Here is a 21,699-nt window from a genome sequence, read left to right as displayed (position 1 = left end):
CAGGCGTATACGGCCATGAAAAGCTTGATCGCACCAGCTGCGGGGCCTTTAAGGAAGTTTTTTGACAGTAGAAAATCAAATTTTAGGTGTTCGATTAACGGCTTAATTGCCGCTCGACGCCAACTCTTTTTCCGTTTCTTTTCTCACTGGTAGGGATTATCTTTTTTTTCATAGGCTTGGGTAAAACTATTTTCGCACCTTCGGCCACCTTCTTTCCCTGATTGCCTCGATCAGATGTGGCCTGTTCAATCTTGGGCTCTCTAACTTCGCTGTCCATGCTAATCACTTCATCTAAAGCCTTGCTATCGCGAATTTTTTCTGGTGATTCACAGCAATTAGAATAATGCCGTTTTTCGCTATGGAGGCAATAGAAGCTTAGTTGCCATACTGATCCTTACTCCTGGCAACACAATACACTTGTGATTCGTTCAGGCTATAGATTTTGTTTCTATCATTTTTCTGTTGTTTCAATACACACTCATACAGTGCAAAATCATCTTGACAGGTATCTAAAAGACCCTTAGGTGATTTTTTCTCACTTTCTGCAAAAGAATGCCAGCTATTGTACGAACAAGTTTTACCGATTTTTCCCTTAAATCACTCTTGATATAGCGATAGAAGCGCAGATTAATTCGTATTTCTTTTCTCTCTTGGTATAGGTTTGGCGCTGCTGGATGCTGTTATGTATAGCGATTTTATTAAGCCGTTAAAAATTTTTATCGCGAGCTTACCATTCGTTGGGTAGGTAATAAATAAATTTCTCTTGTACTGTAGTTTCGATATTTACAGCTTTAGCTTCAGGTAGGGTGGCATGAAATTGTATCGACATATCAAAATTTTTTTTCAACACCGAGTTCACCAATGTGGGTGCGAAAATGTACCAATTCTATGAGGTGGCAGTAGGCTTTATTCTGGAAAAATCTTAAACCGCAGAAGGCTTGATGGTAGGGGGCGATTCTATTGGAGTACAACATTTTTTTCACTCAAACTTCCCAATTATTTGAGAATTGGTAGGCCGACGAGAAGATTAATGGGGATACTGTGGCGACCGCTCCTATCAGAATAGCAGCGTCCAAAAGTGCGTTTAAAATCTGTCCAGAGAATTTCTTTTGAGAGCAATAACAGTGAATCTGATAAATCAAATTGATAAAGGAGATCGGTGCCAAGAAAACTGGTTTGTTGGTACAGATCGGTGTCTGTGAGCATAATCATCCTTGAATATTTCAACCAGAAATTTGACTCAGAGTCGCGAAAAATTGTCGAAATGACTAAGCCGTACATCTACGTAGCCTTAGTGTCTATAAGCTTAACGGCTTTTTCAGGTCGGACTAGTTAACTTTGCTGTAATAGTTAGTCTGGAAAAAATACACATTGCATTGTGGGCGTTTTTTGAGTCTATAAAAAGGGTGGGAATCGGGGGGGCGGCCGATGATATCCCTCAGGTATTTAGTGGTCTACTAAACCCGGACACCAATTTAGGTGGTAAAGTTGCCATCGAAAATAGAGGTGATCAATGAGTAGACAACGCCGGTCCTTTTCTTCTGATTTTAAATTAGAAGCTGCCCGCTTGGTGGTAGATCAGGGCTATTCAATTGCTGAAGCAGCCCGGTCGCTGGATATTGGTACAACGGCTATCCGCCGATGGGTGAAGCAACTAGAGGCAGAGCTGAGTGGAGGGACGCCTGCAAGTAAAGCGCTTACCACTGAGCAGCAGAAAATTCAGGCGCTTGAAGCCCGTGTCAATCGCCTGCAGAGCGTTTGGAATACCTCGACCATGCTACTACGAATACAGGATAAAGAAGAGCTCTGTTGATGTACCCAGAATGCAGCTCCATTCCAAAGTCATTGAAGTCATTGAAGTCTTTGAGCGCAGCCGTAGCTCTACAGGAAGTCGTACAGTCGTAGGTTTGCTTTATGAGCAAGGGACATCAATCGGATGCTTTAAAGTCTGAAGACTAATGTGTGAGGTCGGCTTAGCGTGTAAACAACCTGGTCCTCATAAGTATAAGAGAGCAATACTCGAGCGCTTAGATATACCGAATGAACTTGATTGCCAGTTTAATGTTGAGAAATCCAATCAAGTTTGGTGTGGCGACATTACCTATATCTGGGCTAGTTAAAGCTGGTGTTATTTGGAAACCGTTATAGATTTACACGCTCGCCGTATCGTTGGATGGGCCCTCTGAGGGAAACCAGATGCCGCACTAACGATAAAGGCACTGGAAATGGCCTGGGAGCAGCGAGGAAAGCCTAATCGAGTTATGTTCCACTCGGACCAAGGCAGTCAGTATATCAGTCATCAGCTCCGCCAACGGCTGTGGCGCTGCCGAATGACCCAGAGCATGAGTCGACGTGGAAATTGCTGGGATAGTACACCACTGGAAAGACTGTTTCGGAGTCTGAAAAGTGAATGGATACCCTCTCTCGGTTACACCTCTATCACAGAAGTAATCCGAGACATCAGTCATTACTAGATGACTTACTACAACTGGGAGCGTCCCCACTAGCACAATGACGGATTACCGCCTGCAAAAGCGGAAGAAAAACTTAACTTACTATCCGGAAATAGTTGGCCAATGCATTAAATAGGTAAGTTTGATGGCGGACTTTCTGGTGATAATAGTGGCTGGGGGCTTTTGGTGACTACATAGGGGGGCTTAATCCCCTACTTGCTTATGTTGGTCTTATGGTTCTTCCTTTTACTATTCGTTTGTAGGTTAAAGAATTAAGAAACTCCAATAAAGTGCTAAGATATGCTCAGGAAGAGCTAAAAAATTTTACTGAAGATTTAAGGAAGTATTCAGAATACCCAAATAAGGAGGATTTAGAGAACACTTTCCTTTCGCTGGTAAAACTCCACAATGATATTGTGAACACTATTGACTTAGTGGGCAAAAATAAAGTGAAGATTGGGAGTGATAGGGGCGCTGCAAATCCTGTCTGGTTCAATCTATCGAGGAACAGTTTGCCCGACGAGTGACGGTAATGCTGCTGGGCCGCCCGCGTATGGCTTTACCATAAATGTATGCACTCCTAACACAATATTTATCTGCTCCCACTTATTTAGAAGACTCCGACAGGCATTGAGCCTGCCGGGTGAAAAGCGTTCAGCGCCTAGCAAGCAGCTAATAGGGAAATCGAGACTATCTATTGCTAGTCACTCTTTTAGAACCGACGTACATTGCAAATAACCGAAGGCCGATAGAAATTAAGACAAGCATACTTGGCGCTGTATGAGCGGGCATTGCCTTTAATTGCGTGATTTCTCTTTGAAGGGTCATCGTTTGATGTGGATTGGACTGGTGTTTTGGAACCTGAATGACGTTTTTCTTAAGTAATTTATCGAACGACTCGATTTCTCCCGCAAGCATATCCAGGAGTTCCAATTCGGTCTTGCCGTCCCATGGTAGCTGTTTCCTATATGCGTCAACTGCTTTACCAAGCTTGTTCCATTCTTCTGCGAGGAAGGCTTCAAGTGATGAGAGGGTCCTAAGCTTCGAGTTCATGGATTGATTGGCTCGGTAGGCGTTTTGTCCATGAGCGCCGCTCGCCATAATTCCACCAAAGTGCTGTACGTTATGTTTGGCAGTATTCAGGTTCCGGCTGATTAAGCTGAGTTGATCCAAGGTGTGGACCAGAGTCTGATCAAGTCTCGGATCTTTATCCTTAATCGCTGCCAGAGCGGTATTAACCAGTCGACTCACCTGTATCTTGGTTGCATGTTCGTTGATAGACATACTCTTTTATCCTCGTAAATCCATTGAAGAATGTGTTCCGCCTCTCTGATTTGAGATGCATGTGCCACATTCAATTTTTTCCTTGTTGAATCTGCGAATTCTAAATCAAATCTGCCGAGTGTCGTGGTCGAATAGAGTACGAGCCATTGCACGGAAGCCGTGGGCGGTCATGGTTTGATTGTCATCGCCCAGTGACCTGAGTGCAGTCCTCACACCTTTATCAGACAGTGGACGGCTCTGGCCTCGAGCTGATGGGAAAACATATTTGCCATGACCAGTTAGCAACTCCAGTTCTTTCAGTTCAGCAAGAGGAATAATGTATGGTTGGCCCATTTTCATCTTTTCGCTGGGCAGTTCTATGTGCTTGGCATCCCAATTGATTACCGTCCACTCAAGTTTTCGCAACTCTCCAGGGCGGCGGAATAGGAGAGGGGATAGTTTTAGGGCCGCTCTTACTACTGGGGTGCCCTGGTATTCGTTTATGGCAGTTAGTAGGCGCCCAATTTCAGCAGGGTTTGTGATTGCTGTCAGGTGCTTTTTCTTGGTGGCGGTGAGTGCGCCGGCCAAGTCTGTGGTGGAACCACAGTCGGCCCTTCCGGTATTTGTAGAATCATTATGTACGATGGTACAAGATGCAGCTGTCAGTTCCTCTTCCAGACATGCCAGTAACAATGCCCTCGTAACACGGTGTCCTTTATGCTGTCAGGTAAATTGGCTTCTTATGGTTTTTCAGATGCGCTCCAATAACCTAAACCTTTATGAATAACTTCGAATGGCCTTGAACTAAGTTTGTCCCATTTTTTGAAATTAGGTGACAATAACTAAGCGCTCAGATAAGTTCATTGGCAACTTTAAAACTTCGGGATTCTGGTGCAGAAAGTGCACCTGAGCCCCAAAAAGGAGGTCAGATGGAAACTGTAGACCCAACAAAAGCTTCGGAAGTAGCCCGCTCTCTTTGCAAAAATTACTCGGTCGAGGTTGAGAGTTTTTCTTCGGAATACTCAGATACCGTAGAGCAATTCAGCGAACTAATAGCTGAATGTTACAAGAGAGGTGATAAATTCTCAGCTCATGGCAATAAAGTGGAGCAAGAAAAATTATCAGTAGCATTTCTTGACCTTGCTATTAACAATCTTTTTTCATCTATGCAGCTCTTAATAATTGAGCACATAATACCTTCCGGCAATATGTATAGGCAGGCGATAGAAGCTGCTTGTCTATCTATACTGCTCTCTCATCAAGGAAAACTTACACCTAACTCAAACTAGCTTGATGACTTCTATTTTAAAGATATCTTTAAAGCAGATAAGCAGTACCAGAAACCCTATCAGTTCGCACCCCTCATAGAAAAAACCAAACAGCTCTTGGGGGGGATGATGAATTTCTAAAGTTTTTGGAAAAGTCGAAAAAAATATTCAATAAATATAGTCATGCAAGTAAGCTAACTGTAGATCTAAGTCAAACAGGCGGTAATAAATCAAGTATTTTTTTGGGTGGGGGAATCGGGCACCCAGAGTTAAAAATATAAGAAGTAGAGCTCGGCTCCAGGTTTGTCTTTGCAAAGATGATGGTATTCGTCATTGATGGGGTGTATAACAAATTTCATTAATAGTTTATGGGGGCTAGCTTTTTAGTCTATAAATTGAGCTGAAATTTCGGCCTAGGCTAGTTGTGTACCTCAGATTAGGGTTCAGATTTGGTGGCTGTTGCAACCTTCACCGATTGGGCCTACTTAGCAATTATCAGGTTGACTGGTAGTGTGTCAGATTGGTGCTGAGTAGAGGGCCGTGGAGCTTCTCAAGCAGAATTGAATTCTTGAAAGCCACAGTGTAAACATCAAAAGTATCAATAAAATCTCAGTCTATTCTAGTAATTTGGTCTATTGGTGGGCCATTACAAATATACTTTGTAGTTAATTGTTGCTACTGGCCAATATCTTCATGCCAGATTTCAGGATGTTGCTGAATGAATTGATTCATCAGACCAATACATTCAAGATTATTAAGAACAACCAAGCTTACACCTTCAGATTTGAGTAATGATTCATCACCTAGGAATGTTTTATTTTCACCGATAACAATATTCTTAATTCCGAATAGACGTATGGCCCCACTGCACATTGGGCAGGGTGATAAAGTCGTGTAAACGGTGCACTTTTGGTAATCTGTAGAACATAATTTTCCCATATTTTCCAGTGCGCTCATTTCAGCATGCTTGATAACACTGTTTTGCTGGACGTGCTGATTGTAACCTCTGCCGATAATTTCACCATTCAGTACTATTACACAACCGACAGGAATTCCTCCCGTTGCTAAACCTTTTCGTGCCTCATTAATGGCTTCTTGCATGTAAGCGTCATGGTTAGCTTCACTCATTACAGCTCTCTGTTTTAGGTATTAAGAATATTTTAATCAAAGAATGTAGAGCATATTATTAATACATCATTGCATTAGTGAGCTACCGACTAGAATCAGTGTAAACAGGCGCTAAGTTGAGCTATGTCGGCGATATTTGGGGGGCTGAAAGGGGACTCAGTTAATTGGCGATATGTTTCATAACTTGATTCTTCATCGCTGTGAGTTGCTAGCATATGTCTTCCTTGCTGCTAATGATCACGCCTTTTTGCAGATGATTTAAATAACTTCTTTTCAAACAGATGTTTGGATTTTAGGGGCTGATTTTAGAGGCTGTAGAAAGATAGGTCGGTAAATTTACGTATCATTAAAGTGACTGGAGTGATCGTCCTAGATTTGTGAGCTGGCCGGTAACCCAGTGGTTTTTAATTGGTTTGTTTAGTGCTATCTAACGGGATTCTTGAATTGTTAGTAACCTGAACAAACGCTAATGGTGAGCTTTTTGAGACCGTTAATGTTCGCCATCAATAAGCTATGCCAAAAATTTTCGTCGGAGGAAGATTGAGTAGGGAGTCGACCAAGCAATAAAAAAGGCCAACCTTGCGGTTGGCCTTTTTCGATTTGGTGGAGATGGCGGGAGTCGAACCCGCGTCCGTCAGCACTCTGCCAGAGGCTCTACATGCTTAGCTCCGTCTATTGATTTAACCCATTACAGCCCGGCGGTCAGGACGTATAGGGCGATCCCGTAAAGTGTTTAACCGCTTGCCCACGAGTATGGCTTGCGGCGATCCAGTTCTGTATAACAGTCTACAGCGCGATACTGGAACCTTGCTGAAGACTGCTAAGGGACGAACCCTTAGTTAGTGCTTCACAAGCTGCTTACGCAGCGAGTTGGGCACCGTAGTTGTCGTCGTTGGCAACTAATAAAATACAGCTTTGGATTTACGTGATTCGCTGCCATCACGGCATGCACCCAAGGTTTCGTCACCGGCGTCGAATCCAAGTCATCCCCGATAAGAAACACTCTCGTGTGTCATCTAAGTATACCTCAAACTCGGGCATTGCAATAAATTTTTATGCGCCAGGGATTTTTGGGAACTTTGATCAGGGGCAGGGAGAGAGCGGAGTGCCCCGGCAGCGGTGGCCGCCGGGGGAGTTAGAAAGGGCTTACAGTATCGATTGGGCGAAGGCTACCAGAATCAGCAGTGGGCACACGATGCGCACATACCAGGGCCAGATCTTCCAGAACAGGGTGTGCTCAATATCTTCGTGGCCTTTCTTCAGCTCGCTCAGCAGCTGGTCGCGGCGCCAGATCCAGCCGGCAAAGATACACAGCGCAATACCCAGCAGGGGCTGGCCGTATTCAGTACTGATGCTGACTGCCAGTCCAAACAGGCTGTCAAAGTTGTAAATAATGGTGCTGCTGATGGCAAAGATCACCAGGCCCACAGCTGGGGTGGCAATGCGGCGGGGGATGCCCAGGTTCTCAATAGAAAAAGCCACCGGTACTTCCAGCATAGAGATAGAGGAGGTGAGGGAGGCGATCACCATCAGGGCAAAGAAGGCAATGGCGACGAATACACCGGCTTCGCCCATGGTATCGAACAGCGCTGGCAGCACCTGCAGGATCAGGTTGGGCCCGGCAATCAGGGCGCCGTCAGCAGCGAAGATCTGGGTGCCGGCTTCCTGGGCCACATACATGGCGGGCAAGATCAATAAGCCGGCGGTGAAGGCGATCCCCACGTCGATCAGTGTGACCAGGGCGCCGAGGCGCGGCAAGCTCTCCTGCTGGCTCAGGTAAGAGCCGTAGATCAGCATGGTACCCACCCCTAGAGACAGGGAGAAGAAGGCCTGGCCCATGGCAGAGATCAGTAGCTTCGGAGTGAAGTGACTGAAGTCTGGCATCAGGTACACCTCCAGGCCGGTAAAGGCACCGGGCTGGGTGAGTACATAGGCGATCAAAAGCAGCAGCAGGATAATCAGAGAGGGCATCAACAGGGTGGACCAGCGCTCAATGCCCTTCTCCACACCGCTGGCAATAATCAGCATAGTGAGACCACTGAAGATTGCGGTAAAGATCAGGTTGCGCTGGGTACTGTTTTCAGTGAGCCATTGGACGGCTTCCTGGGCGCCAAACAGGGCGGCGAAAGGCTCGGCCAGGTGGGCCACCATCCAGCCGGCCACAATAGCGTAAAAACTCAGAATCAAAGAGGCTACCAGGATGCCGCCAAAGCCGGTGAGGCCACCGAAGAAGCGGCTCACGGGGCCAATAGAAATAGCCCGCAGTGCCTGTACCATATTGCGCCGCGCATAACGGCCAATGGTAAGTTCGGCCATCAGCGCCGGGTAGGCGAGGGCGAAGGCCAAAAACAGATAGGCCACTACAAAGGCGGCGCCGCCGTTGCTGGCGGCCTTGGTGGGGAAGCCCCAAATGTTGCCGAGACCAACGGCGGACCCGGCGGCGGCCATTAAAAAGCCAATATTCGAGCTGAACTGTCCTCGCGGTGCACTCATAGTAAATCCCGTAATTATTCTTCTAGTTGTCTCTGTGCACTACTTGTGCGTGGCGCGCATCAGGCGCTGCTTTTCACGGTTCCAATCCCGTTTTTTCTCGGTTTCGCGTTTGTCGTGCATAGCCTTACCCTTGGCCAGGCAGATTTCGCATTTGACCAAATGGCCTTTCCAATACAGCGCGGTGGCAACCACGGTGTGCCCCTTTTGCTCCACGGCGGCGATCAGCTTGGACAGCTCGCGCTTGGTGAGCAGCAGGCGGCGGGTGCGGTCGGGCTCGGTCACATAATGGGTGGAGGCGCTGGCAAGCGGCTGGATATTGGAACCCAGCAGCCAGGCTTCGCCATTTTTAAAAATGACATAGCTGTCGGTGAGCTGGGCCTTGCCCTCACGACAGCTTTTCACTTCCCAGCCCTGCATCTCAACGCCCGCCTCAAACTTCTCCTCTATGAAGTAGTCGTGACGGGCCTTCTTGTTGAGGGCGATGGTATTGGATGTTTGCGCTTTCTTTTTCTTGGCCATGAAAACTTCTAGTGACTAGATAAAACTGTGTCCAAAAAACTTCAGGGCCACGGTGTTGATAAAGATCAACAGCAGTATCAGAGGGATAAAGGTGCCCAGGGAGAAGTTTACGTATTTTTGTGAGAAAGAGCCGGCAAAGGCGGAGTCGCCCTCTTGCAGCTCCTTGTCAAAGTTGGCTTTCTTCCATTTGTAGATCACAAACAGGCACACCAGCAGGCCGTTTAAGGGCAGGATGGTGTCGTAGAAAATGATCTCAACTAAATCGAAGAAGGACTTGTTAACGCCGGCCAACTGTACAAATTCAGTGAACCAGTTGACCATGCCAAAGGAGACGGCGCAAGCGATGGCCAGTACAAACTGTACTCCGGCAACCCAGTAAATGGCTGTTTTACGCTCCATATCGCGCTCGTCGCGCAGGGTGGCGATAGGTACTTCAATAATGGAAACCAGGGAAGTGATCGCTGCTACCAGAACCAGGAAGAAGAAGATCGCAGCCACGGCACTTGCGCCGGCATAGCCGATGCTGTCCTGCAAGGCAAGGAAGATCTTCGGCAGGAACAGGAAGATCATTCCGGCAGAGGACTCGCTTAATTCGGAGGGATCAATCTGCGGGTTGAAGTGGAAAATACTCGGCAGAATCAGCAGGCCCGCAGTAAAGGCCACCATGGTATCGGTAATGGCAACGGCGCGGGAGGAACCGGGGATAGAGTCTCGCTTCTTCATATAAGAGCCGTAGGTGATCATGATGCCCATACCCAGAGACAACGAGAAGAAGGCCTGGGCCATGGCTTTGCTCACCACGTTGCCATCAATTTTGCTGAAGTCTGGCACCAGGTAATACTTCACACCGAGGATGGCGTTATCCAGGGTCAGGACAAAAATCACCAGGCCCAGCAGCATTACAAACAGCATCGGCATCAGGGTTTTTGCCGCACGCTCAATACCGTCTTTAACCCCCATAGCGAGAATGGCGTTAATAATCAGCATCAGTACCACCAGGTAAATAAATACCTTGGGTGTATTGATAAAGTGGATAAAGAAATCCTGGGTGGCGAGCAGGTTGAGATTACCGGTGACGGTTTCAATCAGGTACCCGAGTACCCACACAGTAACCACTAAATAAAATACCGCGATCATAAAAGGCGTGATCAAGGCTAGCCAGCCGGGGATACGCCACAGGTGTGAACCGTTGGAGAGTTGACGATAGGCACCTACCGGGTCTTTATCGGAGCGGCGTCCCAGAGCCAATTCCGCCATCATAACGGGCAGGCAGATCAGAAAAACAAAGAGGGCATAGACCAGTAGGAAAGCACCGCCTCCGCTCTTGGTGGCCGCTACCGGGAATGCCACCAGATTGCCAATACCAACTGCGGAACCAGCTGCGGCCAGGATAAAGCCCAGCCTTGACCCAAAATGCTCTCTCACTGCGGTCATAGTACTCTCGCTATTATTTTTTATCAGATACAGCTTTCGTTTTTGTTTTCCAGCGGGGCCGGGTATGTCCCGCCGGCAAAAAATGCGATTGTTGCAGGAATTCTCTTGCTTGAGTAGCGCCGACTGGCAAAATTAGCGGCCGAACGACAATCCCAGGCGATTTCGCCTGGCGGACTGGATTTGACAACAGGAATGACTGAAATAGAGCGCAGCGCGCTGGTGATGTACAGCGCGGAACAAATGTTTGATCTGGTCAATGATGTGGCCAGCTACCCACAATTTTTACCGGGGTGTCGCGGGGCTGAAATTCTGCACCGGGACGAAGAAACCCTGGAGGCACGGTTGGATTTATCGCGCGCGGGTATTCGTCAAAGTTTTACCACGCGCAATCAACTGGTGCGCCCGACCAGCATGACCCTGACTCTGGTAGACGGTCCCTTCGAAAATTTTACCGGGCATTGGATGTTTACTCCCCTGGCTGAGAGCGCCTGTAAGGTGACTTTTTCACTGTCGTTCTCCATGAAGAGCCGTTTGATCGCCGCCGCCGCAGGTAAGCTTTTTAGTGATCTGGCCAATCAAATGGTGGCGGTAATGTGTGAGCGTGCCGAGGACATTTACGGGAAGCCGCAATGACAGAAGAAAAAATGATTTCGGTAGAGGTGGTTTACGCACTGCCCCATGAACAGCGGTTGATGCGGCTACTGGTAAAACCGGGCACTACGGCAAGGGAGGCTCTGATTCGTTCGGGTATTCCAAAAGAGTATCCGGAAGTGGACCCGGATAGTGCCAAGATGGGTATCTTTGGCCAGGTTCTGGGGAGCAAAGGATTGGCGCCGGCAGAGAGCTACGAGTTGCAGCCGGGCGATCGGGTGGAGGTTTACCGCCCGTTGATCGCCGACCCGAAAGAGGCGCGCAAACAACGCGCCGAGAAGGCCAAGCGTATGGCCGAGAAAAAGAAAGGTGCCGAAGACGCTTAGGCTTAGGGCCAGTCAGCCGGCTGCAAGTCACCGCTGGTGGATACCAGGGAGTCTTCGTCAAAATAAACGCTAAAGCGCTCCTGGCTGATATCACCCTTCTTGTCGCGAATGCGGTTGACGTAGTCCCAGCGGTTGGGATTGTAAGTGTCTTCCAGCAGCGGGGTGCCGAGAACAAACTGTACCTGGCGGCGGGTCATACCGGGCTTCAGCTGGTCGATCATCTCTTGGGTAATGATATTGCCCTGCTGTACCTCAATGCGGTGCACACCGGGAAACTTAACCAGCGTACAGGCGCCGAGAAAGGCGCAGAGGCTGGCGATGGCGATAAATTTCAGGCTAGGCGGCATTCATTGCTCCATTATGTTCTTTCACACGGCACCTCTCGTACAAATTTTAAACGGTTGCCCGGAATAGGACCCTATGCGTAGGGAAAGTTCCCTTCCTCTGCGATTTCCCTCTCTCATGGTGCCTGGGGTTCCGCTGACTCCGTTCGGCATGGGATAATACCCGAAGAGCCGGCTCGCTGACAGGCGGGAATCTGTGGTCTTATTCGGGTATAGACCTTTTCAGTGAGCTGATGCAAGTAAAGACAATTCATAAAATCCTGTCGGGAAATATTTATTCATGTCGAACGAAAACCAGGAATTGCGCAAGGCTGGCCTGAAGGTCACCCTGCCGCGGGTTAAGATTTTGCAATTGCTTGAAAGCACCAGCGAGCAGCACTTGAGTGCTGAAGATGTGTATAAGCTACTGCTGGAAGCGGGGGAAGATGTCGGTCTGGCTACCGTCTACCGGGTACTGACCCAGTTTGAGAGCGCGGGTTTGGTTGTTCGCCACAACTTCGATGGCGGCCACTCCGTATTCGAGCTGGATCGTGGTGATCATCACGACCACATGGTGTGTACCGATACCGGCAAGGTGATCGAGTTTCACAATGAGGAAATTGAGGAACTGCAGCGCCAGATCGCCGATGAGCACGGCTACGAGCTGACAGGCCACAGCTTAGTGCTGTACGTGAAGGAAAAAGAGAAGTAATCCAGTCGGGTGCGGCGTCCGCCGCACCCATCTTATGCCCGCTTACTGTTGTGGCTGGCAGGGCGGCGTGTACAGCTCTGGGAATTTACCGACCTTATCCGCGTAAAACTCCCTTAATTTGTTCAGTTCTGCCTCCAGGTTTTCCCCCAGTTGGGCGATAGGGCCAATTCCCACTTCTTTCTTGGAGAAATTGATAAAGCCCAATACCAGAGGCACCTTGGCACTGCGTGCAATATGGTAGAAACCGGACTTCCAGCGCTCACCCAAACCGCGGGTGCCCTCCGGTGGGATGGCAATAACCAGCTCTTTACGCAGCTTAAACTGGCGCACGGTGGCATCTACCAAGTTGTTAGCCTTGCTGCGGTCTACGGCGATACCGCCGAACCAGCGCATGGGGCCGCCCAGGGGGAACTGGAACAGTTTGTCTTTGCCCATCCACTGCGGAGTCATCTTTAATTTGAGTGCGGCGAGAATAAAGTAGTAGCCGTCCCAGTTAGTGGTGTGGGGAGCCCCGATCAATACATATTTTTTCAGTTTTAATGATTGCTGATCGCCGTTAACGCGCCAGCCGTGAAACTTCAGCAGCAGCTTGGCAACTTGGCGCAGCAGCGGCGTGATAATCGGGGTATTAAAAATCGTTCTCTGCATAAACTCGGCCGATACTACTCAAACAAAGTTAAACAAGCGGCTCAGTATATGGTGACTTCTGCCGCCAGACCCAGTCATATTTGGTCTATTTGTCCTAAAACGGCATATATCACCGGCAGGCCGGCTATTTTGCCGGATTGTTGGCGGTTATTTATTGATCTGCGAGATATGATTGCCCACCGCTCCATTGAAAGTGATGGGCTGTCCTGTTGGTCAGCTTTGAAACTCGGCTGAAGGGCTGTTCTGAGATTGCCCTGGGGGCAGCTCAAAGGGTCCTGGTCAACATCTCTTCCGCATGGGCCAGTGACTGCGGGCTGGGTTGCCCTCCGAGCATGCGTGCGATCTCTTCACGGCGCTCGCCGTTTTTCAATTCACGCAAAGCCACAAACGCCTGCTCACCATCACTGTGCTTCTCCACCAGATATTGGCGGTGGGCTCGCGCAGCCACCTGGGCCAGGTGGGTGACGCAGATCACTTGGCCGCTACAGCCATTGCGGGTCTCTCCCAGCTGGCGCAGCAGGCGGCCTACCACGTCTCCAGTGGCGCCGCCGATACCGACGTCCACTTCATCAAAGACCAGGGTGGGGGTGCGTGAAGTCTGTGCCGTGACCACCTGTACGGCGAGGCTTACCCGAGAAAGCTCACCGCCGGAGGCGATCCTGCCCAGTGGGCGCGGTGGCTGGCCGGGGTTGGTGGAAATTAAAATTTCCACTTCCTCCAGGCCGTGGCTGCAAGGCTTGTCGAGAGCTTGTAAGGCAAGTTCGACCTTGGCGTGCGGCATGGCCAAATCCACCAGTTGCCGATTGACCGATTCGGCGAGTGTGATCGCTGCCCCACGCCGTAGCTCGCTTAATTTTGCTGCGACTGCCCGAAACTCTTTTTCCAGTTTGCTGCAGGTTTCGGCGAGGCGCTCCAAGGTATCTTCCGTGCCGATATCTTCCAGTTCCTCTTGCAGCTGTCGCTGCAGGGCCGGTAGCTCACTGGGTTGTACACGGTGTCTGCGCGCCGCCTGGTAAATAGCACTGAGGCGCTCCTCAACTTCACTGAGCCGCTCAGGGTCCATCTCGAAGCGATCGATATGTCGCGACAAAGTACCGGCCGCTTCGTCGATCTGAATTCGCGCACTATCGAGCATCTGCGCCACCTCGACCAGGGCCGGCGCCTGTTCGGGCATGGCGGAAAGCAGTTGCAGGGCGCGGTGCAGTTGTTCGGCGATATCGCCCTCACCGCCGGACAGCAGCGCGGCCAGCTGATAGCTGCCGTTAAGAATATCGCCGGCATTGGCCAGCTGACGCTGCTCGCTCTCCAGGGCCTCTATCTCACCTTCGCTCAAATCCAGTTGTTCCAGCTCGCGCAGCTGGTACTGCAGTAGGTTGCGGCGCGCCTCGGCCTCCTCAACGCTGTCGGCCAGATTGCGGTAGCGGCGGTATTGGTCCTGCCAGGTCTTGTAGCGACTGCGGGTTTCGGCGGCCAGTTCCTGGGCTTGGGCGTACTCATCGAGCAGGCGGCGGTGGGTTTCCTTCTTCAGCAGGGACTGGTGCTCGTGCTGGCTGTGGATATCAATCAGTTGCTCACCCAGGGCGCGCTGCTGCAGCAGCGTCACCGGCTGGCCGTTGATATAGGCCCGTGAGCGGCCATCGGCGCCGATGGTGCGGCGCAGTATCACTTCCTGCCCGCTATCTAGCTCCTGGGAATTAAGCCAATCGCTGGCGTTGGGGTAGCCGGAGATATCGAAGGTGGCACTGATATCGGCGCGGTTGGCTCCAGCGCGTACCAGTTCGGCACTGCCGCGACCACCCAGGGCGAGCCCGAGTGCATCTAGGGTGATGGATTTGCCCGCGCCGGTCTCGCCGGTGAGGGTGCTGGTACCTGGGCCGAACTCCAACTCCAGTTGGTCCACCAGGGTGAATTGGCTGATAGACAGGTGCAGCAACATATAGAGATCGCTTCTGTGTCCTTTTCTTATGGGTGGGTCTGAATACCCAATCAGTGGTTATTTATACAGTATTCCTTTCTGGTTAGCTATAGCGTCAAGCGCAGATTCTCCAGCTATTGCGCGCTAGCGCAAAAAACCACTTGAACTGTGCGGGGATGGCCCCATATAGCCCCCAGAGCCCGCAGGACGGGCCCAACTCATTACTGACAGAGTCGACGCGACGGAGAAAGCAGTGGCCAGAGAGCGCAGCGAAGAAGATCAGATTACAGAGGGGGTGCAGCCGGAAGCACTGGCTGATGAGCACCTGACAGCGACAGACGAGGCGGCTTCCGCGGAGATTGAAGATCCCACCGCGACCGAGCGCGAGCAGGCTGAGCAAGCATTGCACGAAGAAGCCGAGAGTGCCGATGCGCTGCACGATGAAATTATCAAGCTGCAAGAGCAGTTAGTGGTGCAGAAAGACCTCGCTCTGCGCGCCCAGGCTGAAGAGCAGAATGCCCGTCGTCGCGCCCAGCAGGATGTGGATCGCGCACGCAAATTTGCAGTGGAAAAACTGCTGCAGGATTTGTTGCCGGTTGTGGACAACCTGGAGCGCGCCCTCGCCACCATTGATAGCGCTGATGAAAGCAATAAAGCATTGGTGGAAGGTATCGAGCTTACTCATAAATCTTTCGTCGACACCCTGACGAAAAATTCTGTGGAAGTTGTCGATCCAGCTGGTGAGCCCTTCGACCCAGAGCTGCACCAGGCCATGACCCAGGTGCCGAATGGGGAGGTGGAGCCGAACACGGTTCTAGAGGTATTTCAAAAAGGCTATCGCCTCAATGGTCGCCTGGTTCGCCCGGCCATGGTTGTGGTTAGTAAGGCCCCGTAACGGCAAATGCGTGAAACGGCCTTGAATTTCGCTGGCCGGCACCAATATAGCTGACATCAAGAATTATTCGCGCGCTGCATACAGAACAGAGCTGGCAGCGCGTAACAAATGAGGATTTTACAGATGGGAAAAATTATCGGCATCGACCTGGGTACCACCAACAGCTGTGTGGCGGTACTGGATGGTGACAAAGCGCGTGTAATCGAGAACGCCGAAGGCGATCGTACTACACCTTCTATTGTTGCCTTCACTGACGACAACGAAATCCTGGTAGGCCAGTCTGCCAAACGTCAGGCGGTGACCAATCCCCAGAATACTCTGTTTGCGGTTAAGCGTTTGATCGGCCGTAAATTCAAAGACGACGTTGTACAGAAAGATATCAAGATGGTGCCTTACACCATCACTGAAGCCGACAACGGCGACGCTTGGGTAGAAGTGAAAGGCGATAAAAAAGCTCCGCCGCAGATCTCTGCCGAAGTTCTGAAGAAAATGAAAAAGACTGCAGAAGACTTCCTCGGCGAGAAAGTTGACGCTGCAGTAATTACTGTACCGGCTTACTTCAACGACTCGCAGCGCCAGGCCACTAAAGACGCCGGCCGTATCGCGGGCCTGGACGTTAAACGTATTATCAACGAGCCGACTGCTGCTGCTCTGGCCTACGGCCTGGACAAGCAGGGCGGTGACCGCACTGTAGCGGTATACGACCTGGGTGGTGGTACCTTCGATATCTCCATTATCGAAATTGCCGATGTAGATGGTGAGAAGCAGTTCGAAGTACTGTCCACCAACGGTGACACTTTCCTCGGCGGTGAGGACTTCGACCTGCGTCTGATCGAATATCTCGCAGACGAGTTTAAGAAAGACCAAGGCATCGACCTGAAAGGCGATCCCCTGGCGATGCAGCGCCTGAAAGAAGCTGCAGAAAAAGCCAAGATCGAGCTGTCCTCCAGCCAGCAGACTGAAGTCAACCTGCCGTATATCACTGCAGATGCCACCGGTCCCAAGCACTTGGTGGTTAAGCTGACCCGCGCCAAGCTGGAAAGCCTGGTAGAAGATCTGGTTACTCGTTCCTTGGAGCCGGTAAAAATTGCTCTGCAAGATGCCGACCTGTCCGCTTCTGGCGTAGACGAAGTGATCCTGGTTGGTGGTCAGACCCGCATGCCGCTGGTACAGCAGAAAGTTACCGAGTTCTTCGGTAAAGAGCCGCGCAAAGACGTTAACCCCGACGAAGCCGTTGCCATGGGTGCCGCTATCCAGGGAGCTGTTCTGTCCGGAGACGTTAAAGACGTACTGCTGCTAGACGTAACCCCGCTGACCCTGGGTATCGAAACCATGGGTGGCGTTGCAACTCCGCTGATCGACAAAAACACCACTATCCCCACTAAGAAGTCCCAGGTGTTCTCCACTGCGGAAGATAACCAGACTGCGGTAACCATTCACGTGGTACAGGGTGAGCGCAAGCAGGCTTCCCAGAACAAATCCCTTGGTCGTTTTGACCTGGCCGATATCCCGCCGTCCCCCCGCGGTGTACCGCAGATCGAAGTGACCTTCGATATCGATGCCAACGGTATCCTGCACGTACACGCGAAAGACAAGGCGACTGGTAAAGAGCAGTCCATCGTGATCAAAGCTTCCTCCGGTCTGTCCGAGGACGAGATCGATAAGATGGTTCAAGACGCAGAGGCGAATGCCGAAGCGGATAAGCAGTTCGAGGAGTTGGTGCAAACCCGCAATACCCTCGACGGCCTGATCTCTGCTACCAAGAAGACCTTGGAAGAAGCTGGCGACAAAGCCACCGCTGAAGAAAAGTCTGCAATCGAAGCGGCTATCAAAGAAGCGGAAGAAGCGGTGAAAGGCAACGACAAGGCTGCTATGGAAGCTGCCACCACCAAGCTGACCGAAGCTTCTGGCCCGGTTGCACAGAAGATGTACGCCGAGCAGGCCCAGGCCGCTGGCGCTGAAGGTGCCGCTGGTGCAGGCGCTCAACAGGGCGAGCAGCAGCAATCTTCCGCTGGCGACGATGCGGTAGATGCAGAGTTCGAAGAAGTAAAGGACGACAAGAAAGAAGGTAAGTAAGCGTTCGCTTGCATTTCCGGTGGCAGCTTTTAAAGTGGCCACCGGAGAACTTCAGGGGCGCGGCGCCTTCTTTTTAGGCCCCGCGCCCTGTGTTGTTTCAGGTATCCATCAAAGTTTGTACAGAGTTCGCAGTTTGGTGGTGCTCCGCAATGCGGGGCTTGGTTAGAAACCGAGAAGTAGAAAGAGTTTGGCCGTTCTTGATGCCGGACCAGAGAACATAGTTTTATGTCGAAACGCGATTATTACGAAGTCCTCGGCGTCGAGCGCGGCGCTTCGGATGCAGAGCTGAAGAAAGCCTACCGCCGGGTGGCGATGAAGTTTCACCCGGACCGCAATCCCGATGATGCGGAAGCAGAAAACAAATTCAAAGAAGCCAACGAGGCCTACGAAATACTGTCCGATTCGCAGAAACGCGCGGCTTATGATCAATTTGGTCACGCCGGTGTAGAAGGGCAAATGGGTGGTGGCGGCGCCGGTGGCTTCGGCGGTTTCTCCGATATCTTCGGCGATGTATTTGGCGATATCTTCGGTGGGGGCGGTGGCGGCCGTCGGGGTGGCCCCGCGCGCGGTTCAGACCTGCGTTACGACTTGGAACTGGACCTGGAAGACGCAGTGCGCGGTACCACGGTCAAGATCCGTGTGCCAACGCTCGCTTCCTGTAATACCTGCCACGGTTCAGGCGCTAAGCCAGGTTCCTCTCCGCAGACCTGTAGCACCTGTGGTGGTGCCGGTCAGGTGCGTATGCAACAGGGCTTCTTCTCTGTTCAGCAAACCTGCCCCAACTGTCGCGGTCGCGGTACCACTATCTCCGATCCCTGTGGCAGCTGCCACGGTCGCGGTCGGGTTGAAGAGACCAAGACTCTGTCCGTTAAGGTTCCGCCAGGTGTGGATACTGGCGATCGTATCCGCCTGTCCGGAGAGGGTGAAGCTGGCCCCGATGGCGGTCCCGCTGGTGATTTGTATGTACAGGTGGTGGTGAAGGAACACGAGCTGTTCCAGCGCGATGGCAAGAACTTGTATTGCGAGGTGCCCATCAGTTTTGCTGCTGCAGCACTGGGGGGCGAACTGGAAGTGCCGACCCTCGATGGTAAGGTGAAGCTAAAGATTCCCGCAGAGAGTCAAACTGGCAAGCTGTTCCGCCTGCGTGGTAAAGGTGTCACTCCGGTGCGTGGCGGCGCTACCGGCGATTTGCTGTGTCGGGTTGTCGTGGAAACACCGGTAAACCTTTCTGGTAAACAGAAAGAGTTACTGCAGGAATTTGCCAATACCCTCAGCGAAAAGAAAAATGCACCACGCCAGACCGGTTGGTTTGAAGGGGTGAAAAACTTCTTTGGGGATATGAAGCTTTAACGCTAAGCGAGCGTCCTCAATCGCTATTCGACCATCGGTAATTTAGGGTTTATATAGTTGCTTAACTGATGAGCTCTTTGAAAAGGTTAAAAGTAGGAAGAATAGCGAAAACTGGCCCGGTATCTCTGCCGGGTTAGTTGCCCTGGGCAGAGCGGGCCCTCAGACGGGCAGCCAGTGCCATCAATAATTCGTGTTGAATCTTACCTAACTCCCTCATCTGTTGTTTTTTTAGTATCCCTTCCAGTTCTTTGTTTACCTGCGCGCTGATCGTGGCCAATTGCGCACCGATTTCCCCGCGCTGCTTAGGCGTTAAAGTCAGTTTAGGGTTGTCCAAAATGCCATAGCGATCCAGTACGGCTTTTTTCTCTGCAAGGCTCTTTTGCAAGATGGGCAGTACTACTTTTTCCTGGCCAGGGGTGAGCTGCAGACGCAGCGTCACCCAATCTGTAATGTCGTCATATTTCTCCCAGAAGTCTGGGTTTGTGGTTTGCTGTTGTGCGGATACGGGCGCACTGCCAAAGGCCAGGGTTAAAGAAATAACCACCACCAATAAATGTGGCAGGTGGTTTGATCGAATCATTAGTCGCATGTTGGCGCTCCATTTACCCCTCTGGCTTAAGCCTAGCATCGTGATTTGTCATTGCTTTCACTCAATTTCAGTTAGTTGGTAATAAAAATATGTTTTGTTATTTCCTCTATGGCTGGAAGTTTTATGGTCAGTTTGGTCCCCAAAAATGATCACTTTTTAAGATTGAGTTTTTGTAGCTGCTTTCTGGTAGGGCGAGGTAAGATTCGCAGCAATATTGGGCGTAGACAGGAGTGTTGTTTTGGCAGTAAGAGTTGCGATCACCGGGTTTGGCGGGCGTATGGGAAGGGCCTTGGCGGAGGCACTGCTTTTAAGTGATGAGGCTGAGCTCAGCGCGGCAGTTGTACGGCCGGGCTCCAGCTTGGTGGGGGCCGATGCCGGTGAAGTTGCGGGCCTCGGGCGCAACGGCATCGCCATTGTTGATAGCCTGGATAAAGCCGACTTCGATGTACTGATCGACTTTACCGCACCACAGGCAACTGTGGATAACTCTGCTTATTGTGCAGCCCATGGACACCCCATTGTTATTGGCACTACTGGCTTTGACTCCGAGCAGAAAAATCAGGTGCTGACTAATGCGGGTAAGGTAGCGTTGTGCCTGGCCAGTAACTTTTCCACCGGTGTAAATCTGTGCTTCAAGTTATTGGAGATCGCTGCACGGGTAATGGGTGAAGATGCCGACATAGAAATTGTTGAAGCACATCACCGCCACAAAGTGGATGCGCCTTCTGGCACTGCGTTAAGCATGGGAGAAGTCGTCGCCGAGACCCTGGGGCGGGATCTAGAGAAAGTGGCGATTTATGGGCGCGAGGGCCAGACAGGTGCCCGTGAGCGCGACACCATCGGTTTTGCCACTGTGCGCGGTGGCGATGTGGTCGGTGAGCACTCTGTGATGTTCCTGGCCGAAGGGGAGCGCGTAGAAATCAGTCACCGTGCCAGCAGTCGTCTTTCTTTTGCCCGCGGTGCGGTACGCGCAGCGATATGGTTGATGGGAAATAAGCAATCGGTGCGTGCGCCGGGCCACTACGATATGCGCGATGTGCTGGGGTTAAATTAATCGGATCACACAAAAAAAATCGGTAAAGGGCGGCCTTTATTCAATAGTTCTAAGGCAGTAGTTATACGGTTGATCGATAGGCGAGCCTTATTTTTATAGTGAAAGTCAATACTTCGGGTTTTCGACCCTTTAGGTAAACCAAATATTTTTTGAGGATTTTTTGTTTGGAAAAAAAGCTGATTGTCGGCAGCGAAGAGTGGTGCGGGCTTCCCGCACTCAGCGTCCCGGCGATTAAGGTGCGTGTGGACTCCGGAGCTAAAACTTCCTGCCTACACGCATACAACATCCATACCTTTAAGCGCGATGGCGAACCCTGGGTGAGTTTTGAGGCGCATCCATTACAGCACCAGCGCCGCCCATCAGTGCGTTGTGAGGCGCGGCTTTTGGATAAGAGGCTGGTGCGTAGCTCCTCTGGAGAGAGTGAAAAGCGCCCAGTAATCCGTACCTCCATTTCTATTGGTGGCAGTGTATGGGATATCGAACTGACCCTGACCAATCGGGACAGCATGGGCTATCGCATGTTGCTGGGACGCGAAGCCATGATTGGGCGAATGCTGGTGGACCCGGCAGAGAGCTTCTGTATTGGCGATATCCCGAAAAGC

The 21,699-nt window shown here is 51.0% G+C and carries 19 protein-coding genes, 1 other RNA gene and 2 pseudogenes; 10 read left to right on the top strand and 12 right to left on the bottom strand.

What is annotated here, in order from left to right; all coding sequences use genetic code 11:
* Positions 1 to 94 precede the first annotated feature (94 nt).
* Entirely contained in the window at positions 95 to 277 is a 183-nt protein-coding gene (locus tag MJO52_RS17570) for a hypothetical protein (protein ID WP_252083253.1), read from the bottom strand.
* A gap of 1,236 nt (positions 278 to 1,513) precedes the next feature.
* On the opposite strand from MJO52_RS17570, the pseudogene MJO52_RS17565 reads away from it, so the two are divergent.
* A pseudogene (locus MJO52_RS17565) lies at positions 1,514 to 2,585 on the top strand (IS3 family transposase).
* 558 nt (positions 2,586 to 3,143) lie between these two features.
* Here the strand turns inward: MJO52_RS17565 and MJO52_RS17560 are convergent.
* Together MJO52_RS17560 and MJO52_RS17555 are read right to left on the bottom strand one after the other, a co-directional pair.
* Positions 3,144 to 3,737, bottom strand: a complete 594-nt coding sequence (locus MJO52_RS17560) for a hypothetical protein (RefSeq protein WP_252083252.1) — start codon at positions 3,735 to 3,737, stop codon at positions 3,144 to 3,146.
* Between the two features lie 105 nt (positions 3,738 to 3,842).
* Complete coding sequence (locus tag MJO52_RS17555; protein WP_252083251.1) at positions 3,843 to 4,409, bottom strand: tyrosine-type recombinase/integrase; 567 nt, start codon at positions 4,407 to 4,409, stop codon at positions 3,843 to 3,845.
* A 236-nt stretch (positions 4,410 to 4,645) separates the two neighbouring features.
* Between MJO52_RS17555 and MJO52_RS17550 the strand changes: the two genes are divergently transcribed.
* Positions 4,646 to 5,005 (top strand): hypothetical protein, encoded by a 360-nt coding sequence (locus tag MJO52_RS17550; RefSeq protein WP_252083250.1) that lies wholly within the window; start codon positions 4,646 to 4,648, stop codon positions 5,003 to 5,005.
* 654 nt (positions 5,006 to 5,659) lie between these two features.
* Here the strand turns inward: MJO52_RS17550 and MJO52_RS17545 are convergent.
* The 5 genes from MJO52_RS17545 to MJO52_RS17525 all read right to left on the bottom strand — a co-directional run bounded on the left by MJO52_RS17545 (position 5,660) and on the right by MJO52_RS17525 (position 10,558).
* Positions 5,660 to 6,112: a nucleoside deaminase gene (locus tag MJO52_RS17545; protein ID WP_252083249.1), complete on the bottom strand. Its 453-nt coding sequence runs from the start codon at positions 6,110 to 6,112 to the stop codon at positions 5,660 to 5,662.
* A 601-nt stretch (positions 6,113 to 6,713) separates the two neighbouring features.
* Positions 6,714 to 7,103: a transfer-messenger RNA gene (gene ssrA, locus MJO52_RS17540) on the bottom strand.
* Between the two features lie 155 nt (positions 7,104 to 7,258).
* Complete coding sequence (locus MJO52_RS17535; RefSeq protein ID WP_252083248.1) at positions 7,259 to 8,605, bottom strand: sodium-dependent transporter; 1,347 nt, start codon at positions 8,603 to 8,605, stop codon at positions 7,259 to 7,261.
* Positions 8,606 to 8,644: 39 nt separating this feature from the next.
* Entirely contained in the window at positions 8,645 to 9,124 is a 480-nt protein-coding gene (gene smpB, locus MJO52_RS17530; protein WP_152454820.1) for an SsrA-binding protein SmpB, read from the bottom strand.
* 15 nt (positions 9,125 to 9,139) lie between these two features.
* Entirely contained in the window at positions 9,140 to 10,558 is a 1,419-nt protein-coding gene (locus tag MJO52_RS17525; RefSeq protein WP_252083247.1) for a sodium-dependent transporter, read from the bottom strand.
* A gap of 192 nt (positions 10,559 to 10,750) precedes the next feature.
* On the opposite strand from MJO52_RS17525, the gene MJO52_RS17520 reads away from it, so the two are divergent.
* Positions 10,751 to 11,191: a type II toxin-antitoxin system RatA family toxin gene (locus MJO52_RS17520; protein ID WP_252083246.1), complete on the top strand. Its 441-nt coding sequence runs from the start codon at positions 10,751 to 10,753 to the stop codon at positions 11,189 to 11,191.
* Positions 11,188 to 11,535 (top strand): RnfH family protein, encoded by a 348-nt coding sequence (locus MJO52_RS17515; protein ID WP_252083245.1) that lies wholly within the window; start codon positions 11,188 to 11,190, stop codon positions 11,533 to 11,535. Before MJO52_RS17520 ends, MJO52_RS17515 begins: the two co-directional genes overlap by 4 nt.
* A gap of 2 nt (positions 11,536 to 11,537) precedes the next feature.
* On the opposite strand, the gene MJO52_RS17510 is transcribed toward MJO52_RS17515, so the two are convergent.
* Positions 11,538 to 11,882: an outer membrane protein assembly factor BamE gene (locus MJO52_RS17510; protein WP_252083244.1), complete on the bottom strand. Its 345-nt coding sequence runs from the start codon at positions 11,880 to 11,882 to the stop codon at positions 11,538 to 11,540.
* A gap of 277 nt (positions 11,883 to 12,159) precedes the next feature.
* Here MJO52_RS17510 and fur point away from each other — a divergent pair, with 277 nt between their 5' ends.
* On the top strand, positions 12,160 to 12,570 hold the full coding sequence (fur, locus tag MJO52_RS17505) for a ferric iron uptake transcriptional regulator (RefSeq protein WP_252083243.1): 411 nt from the start codon (positions 12,160 to 12,162) through the stop codon (positions 12,568 to 12,570).
* Positions 12,571 to 12,612: 42 nt separating this feature from the next.
* On the opposite strand, the gene MJO52_RS17500 is transcribed toward fur, so the two are convergent.
* Together MJO52_RS17500 and recN are read right to left on the bottom strand one after the other, a co-directional pair.
* Complete coding sequence (locus MJO52_RS17500; protein ID WP_252083242.1) at positions 12,613 to 13,218, bottom strand: 1-acyl-sn-glycerol-3-phosphate acyltransferase; 606 nt, start codon at positions 13,216 to 13,218, stop codon at positions 12,613 to 12,615.
* Positions 13,219 to 13,483: 265 nt separating this feature from the next.
* On the bottom strand, positions 13,484 to 15,154 hold the full coding sequence (gene recN, locus MJO52_RS17495; protein ID WP_252083241.1) for a DNA repair protein RecN: 1,671 nt from the start codon (positions 15,152 to 15,154) through the stop codon (positions 13,484 to 13,486).
* 232 nt (positions 15,155 to 15,386) lie between these two features.
* On the opposite strand from recN, the gene grpE reads away from it, so the two are divergent.
* The 3 genes from grpE (at position 15,387) to dnaJ (ending at position 19,454) form a co-directional block, all read left to right on the top strand.
* The gene (grpE, locus tag MJO52_RS17490; protein ID WP_252083240.1) at positions 15,387 to 16,028 is read left to right on the top strand and encodes a nucleotide exchange factor GrpE; all 642 of its coding nucleotides are present in this window, start codon (positions 15,387 to 15,389) and stop codon (positions 16,026 to 16,028) included.
* 123 nt (positions 16,029 to 16,151) lie between these two features.
* Positions 16,152 to 18,104 (top strand): molecular chaperone DnaK, encoded by a 1,953-nt coding sequence (dnaK, locus tag MJO52_RS17485; RefSeq protein ID WP_252083239.1) that lies wholly within the window; start codon positions 16,152 to 16,154, stop codon positions 18,102 to 18,104.
* Positions 18,105 to 18,329: 225 nt separating this feature from the next.
* Positions 18,330 to 19,454, top strand: coding sequence for a molecular chaperone DnaJ (dnaJ, locus tag MJO52_RS17480; protein WP_252083238.1), 1,125 nt, complete (start codon positions 18,330 to 18,332; stop codon positions 19,452 to 19,454).
* Positions 19,455 to 19,587: 133 nt separating this feature from the next.
* Here dnaJ and MJO52_RS17475 read toward each other — a convergent pair whose 3' ends face one another.
* Entirely contained in the window at positions 19,588 to 20,043 is a 456-nt protein-coding gene (locus tag MJO52_RS17475; protein WP_252083237.1) for a hypothetical protein, read from the bottom strand.
* Positions 20,044 to 20,281: 238 nt separating this feature from the next.
* On the opposite strand from MJO52_RS17475, the gene dapB reads away from it, so the two are divergent.
* Both dapB and MJO52_RS17465 read left to right on the top strand, forming a co-directional pair.
* Complete coding sequence (gene dapB, locus MJO52_RS17470) at positions 20,282 to 21,097, top strand: 4-hydroxy-tetrahydrodipicolinate reductase (RefSeq protein ID WP_252083236.1); 816 nt, start codon at positions 20,282 to 20,284, stop codon at positions 21,095 to 21,097.
* A gap of 236 nt (positions 21,098 to 21,333) precedes the next feature.
* Positions 21,334 to 21,618, top strand: a pseudogene (locus MJO52_RS17465) (ATP-dependent zinc protease family protein); the annotation flags it as partial.
* Positions 21,619 to 21,699 lie beyond the last annotated feature (81 nt).

It is taken from the genome of Microbulbifer variabilis (assembly GCF_023716485.1).
GTDB classification, from domain to species: Bacteria; Pseudomonadota; Gammaproteobacteria; order Pseudomonadales; family Cellvibrionaceae; genus Microbulbifer; species Microbulbifer variabilis_B.
The sequence above is the reverse complement of the archived record's forward strand: the minus strand, read 5'-3'. Positions and strand labels throughout refer to the sequence as shown.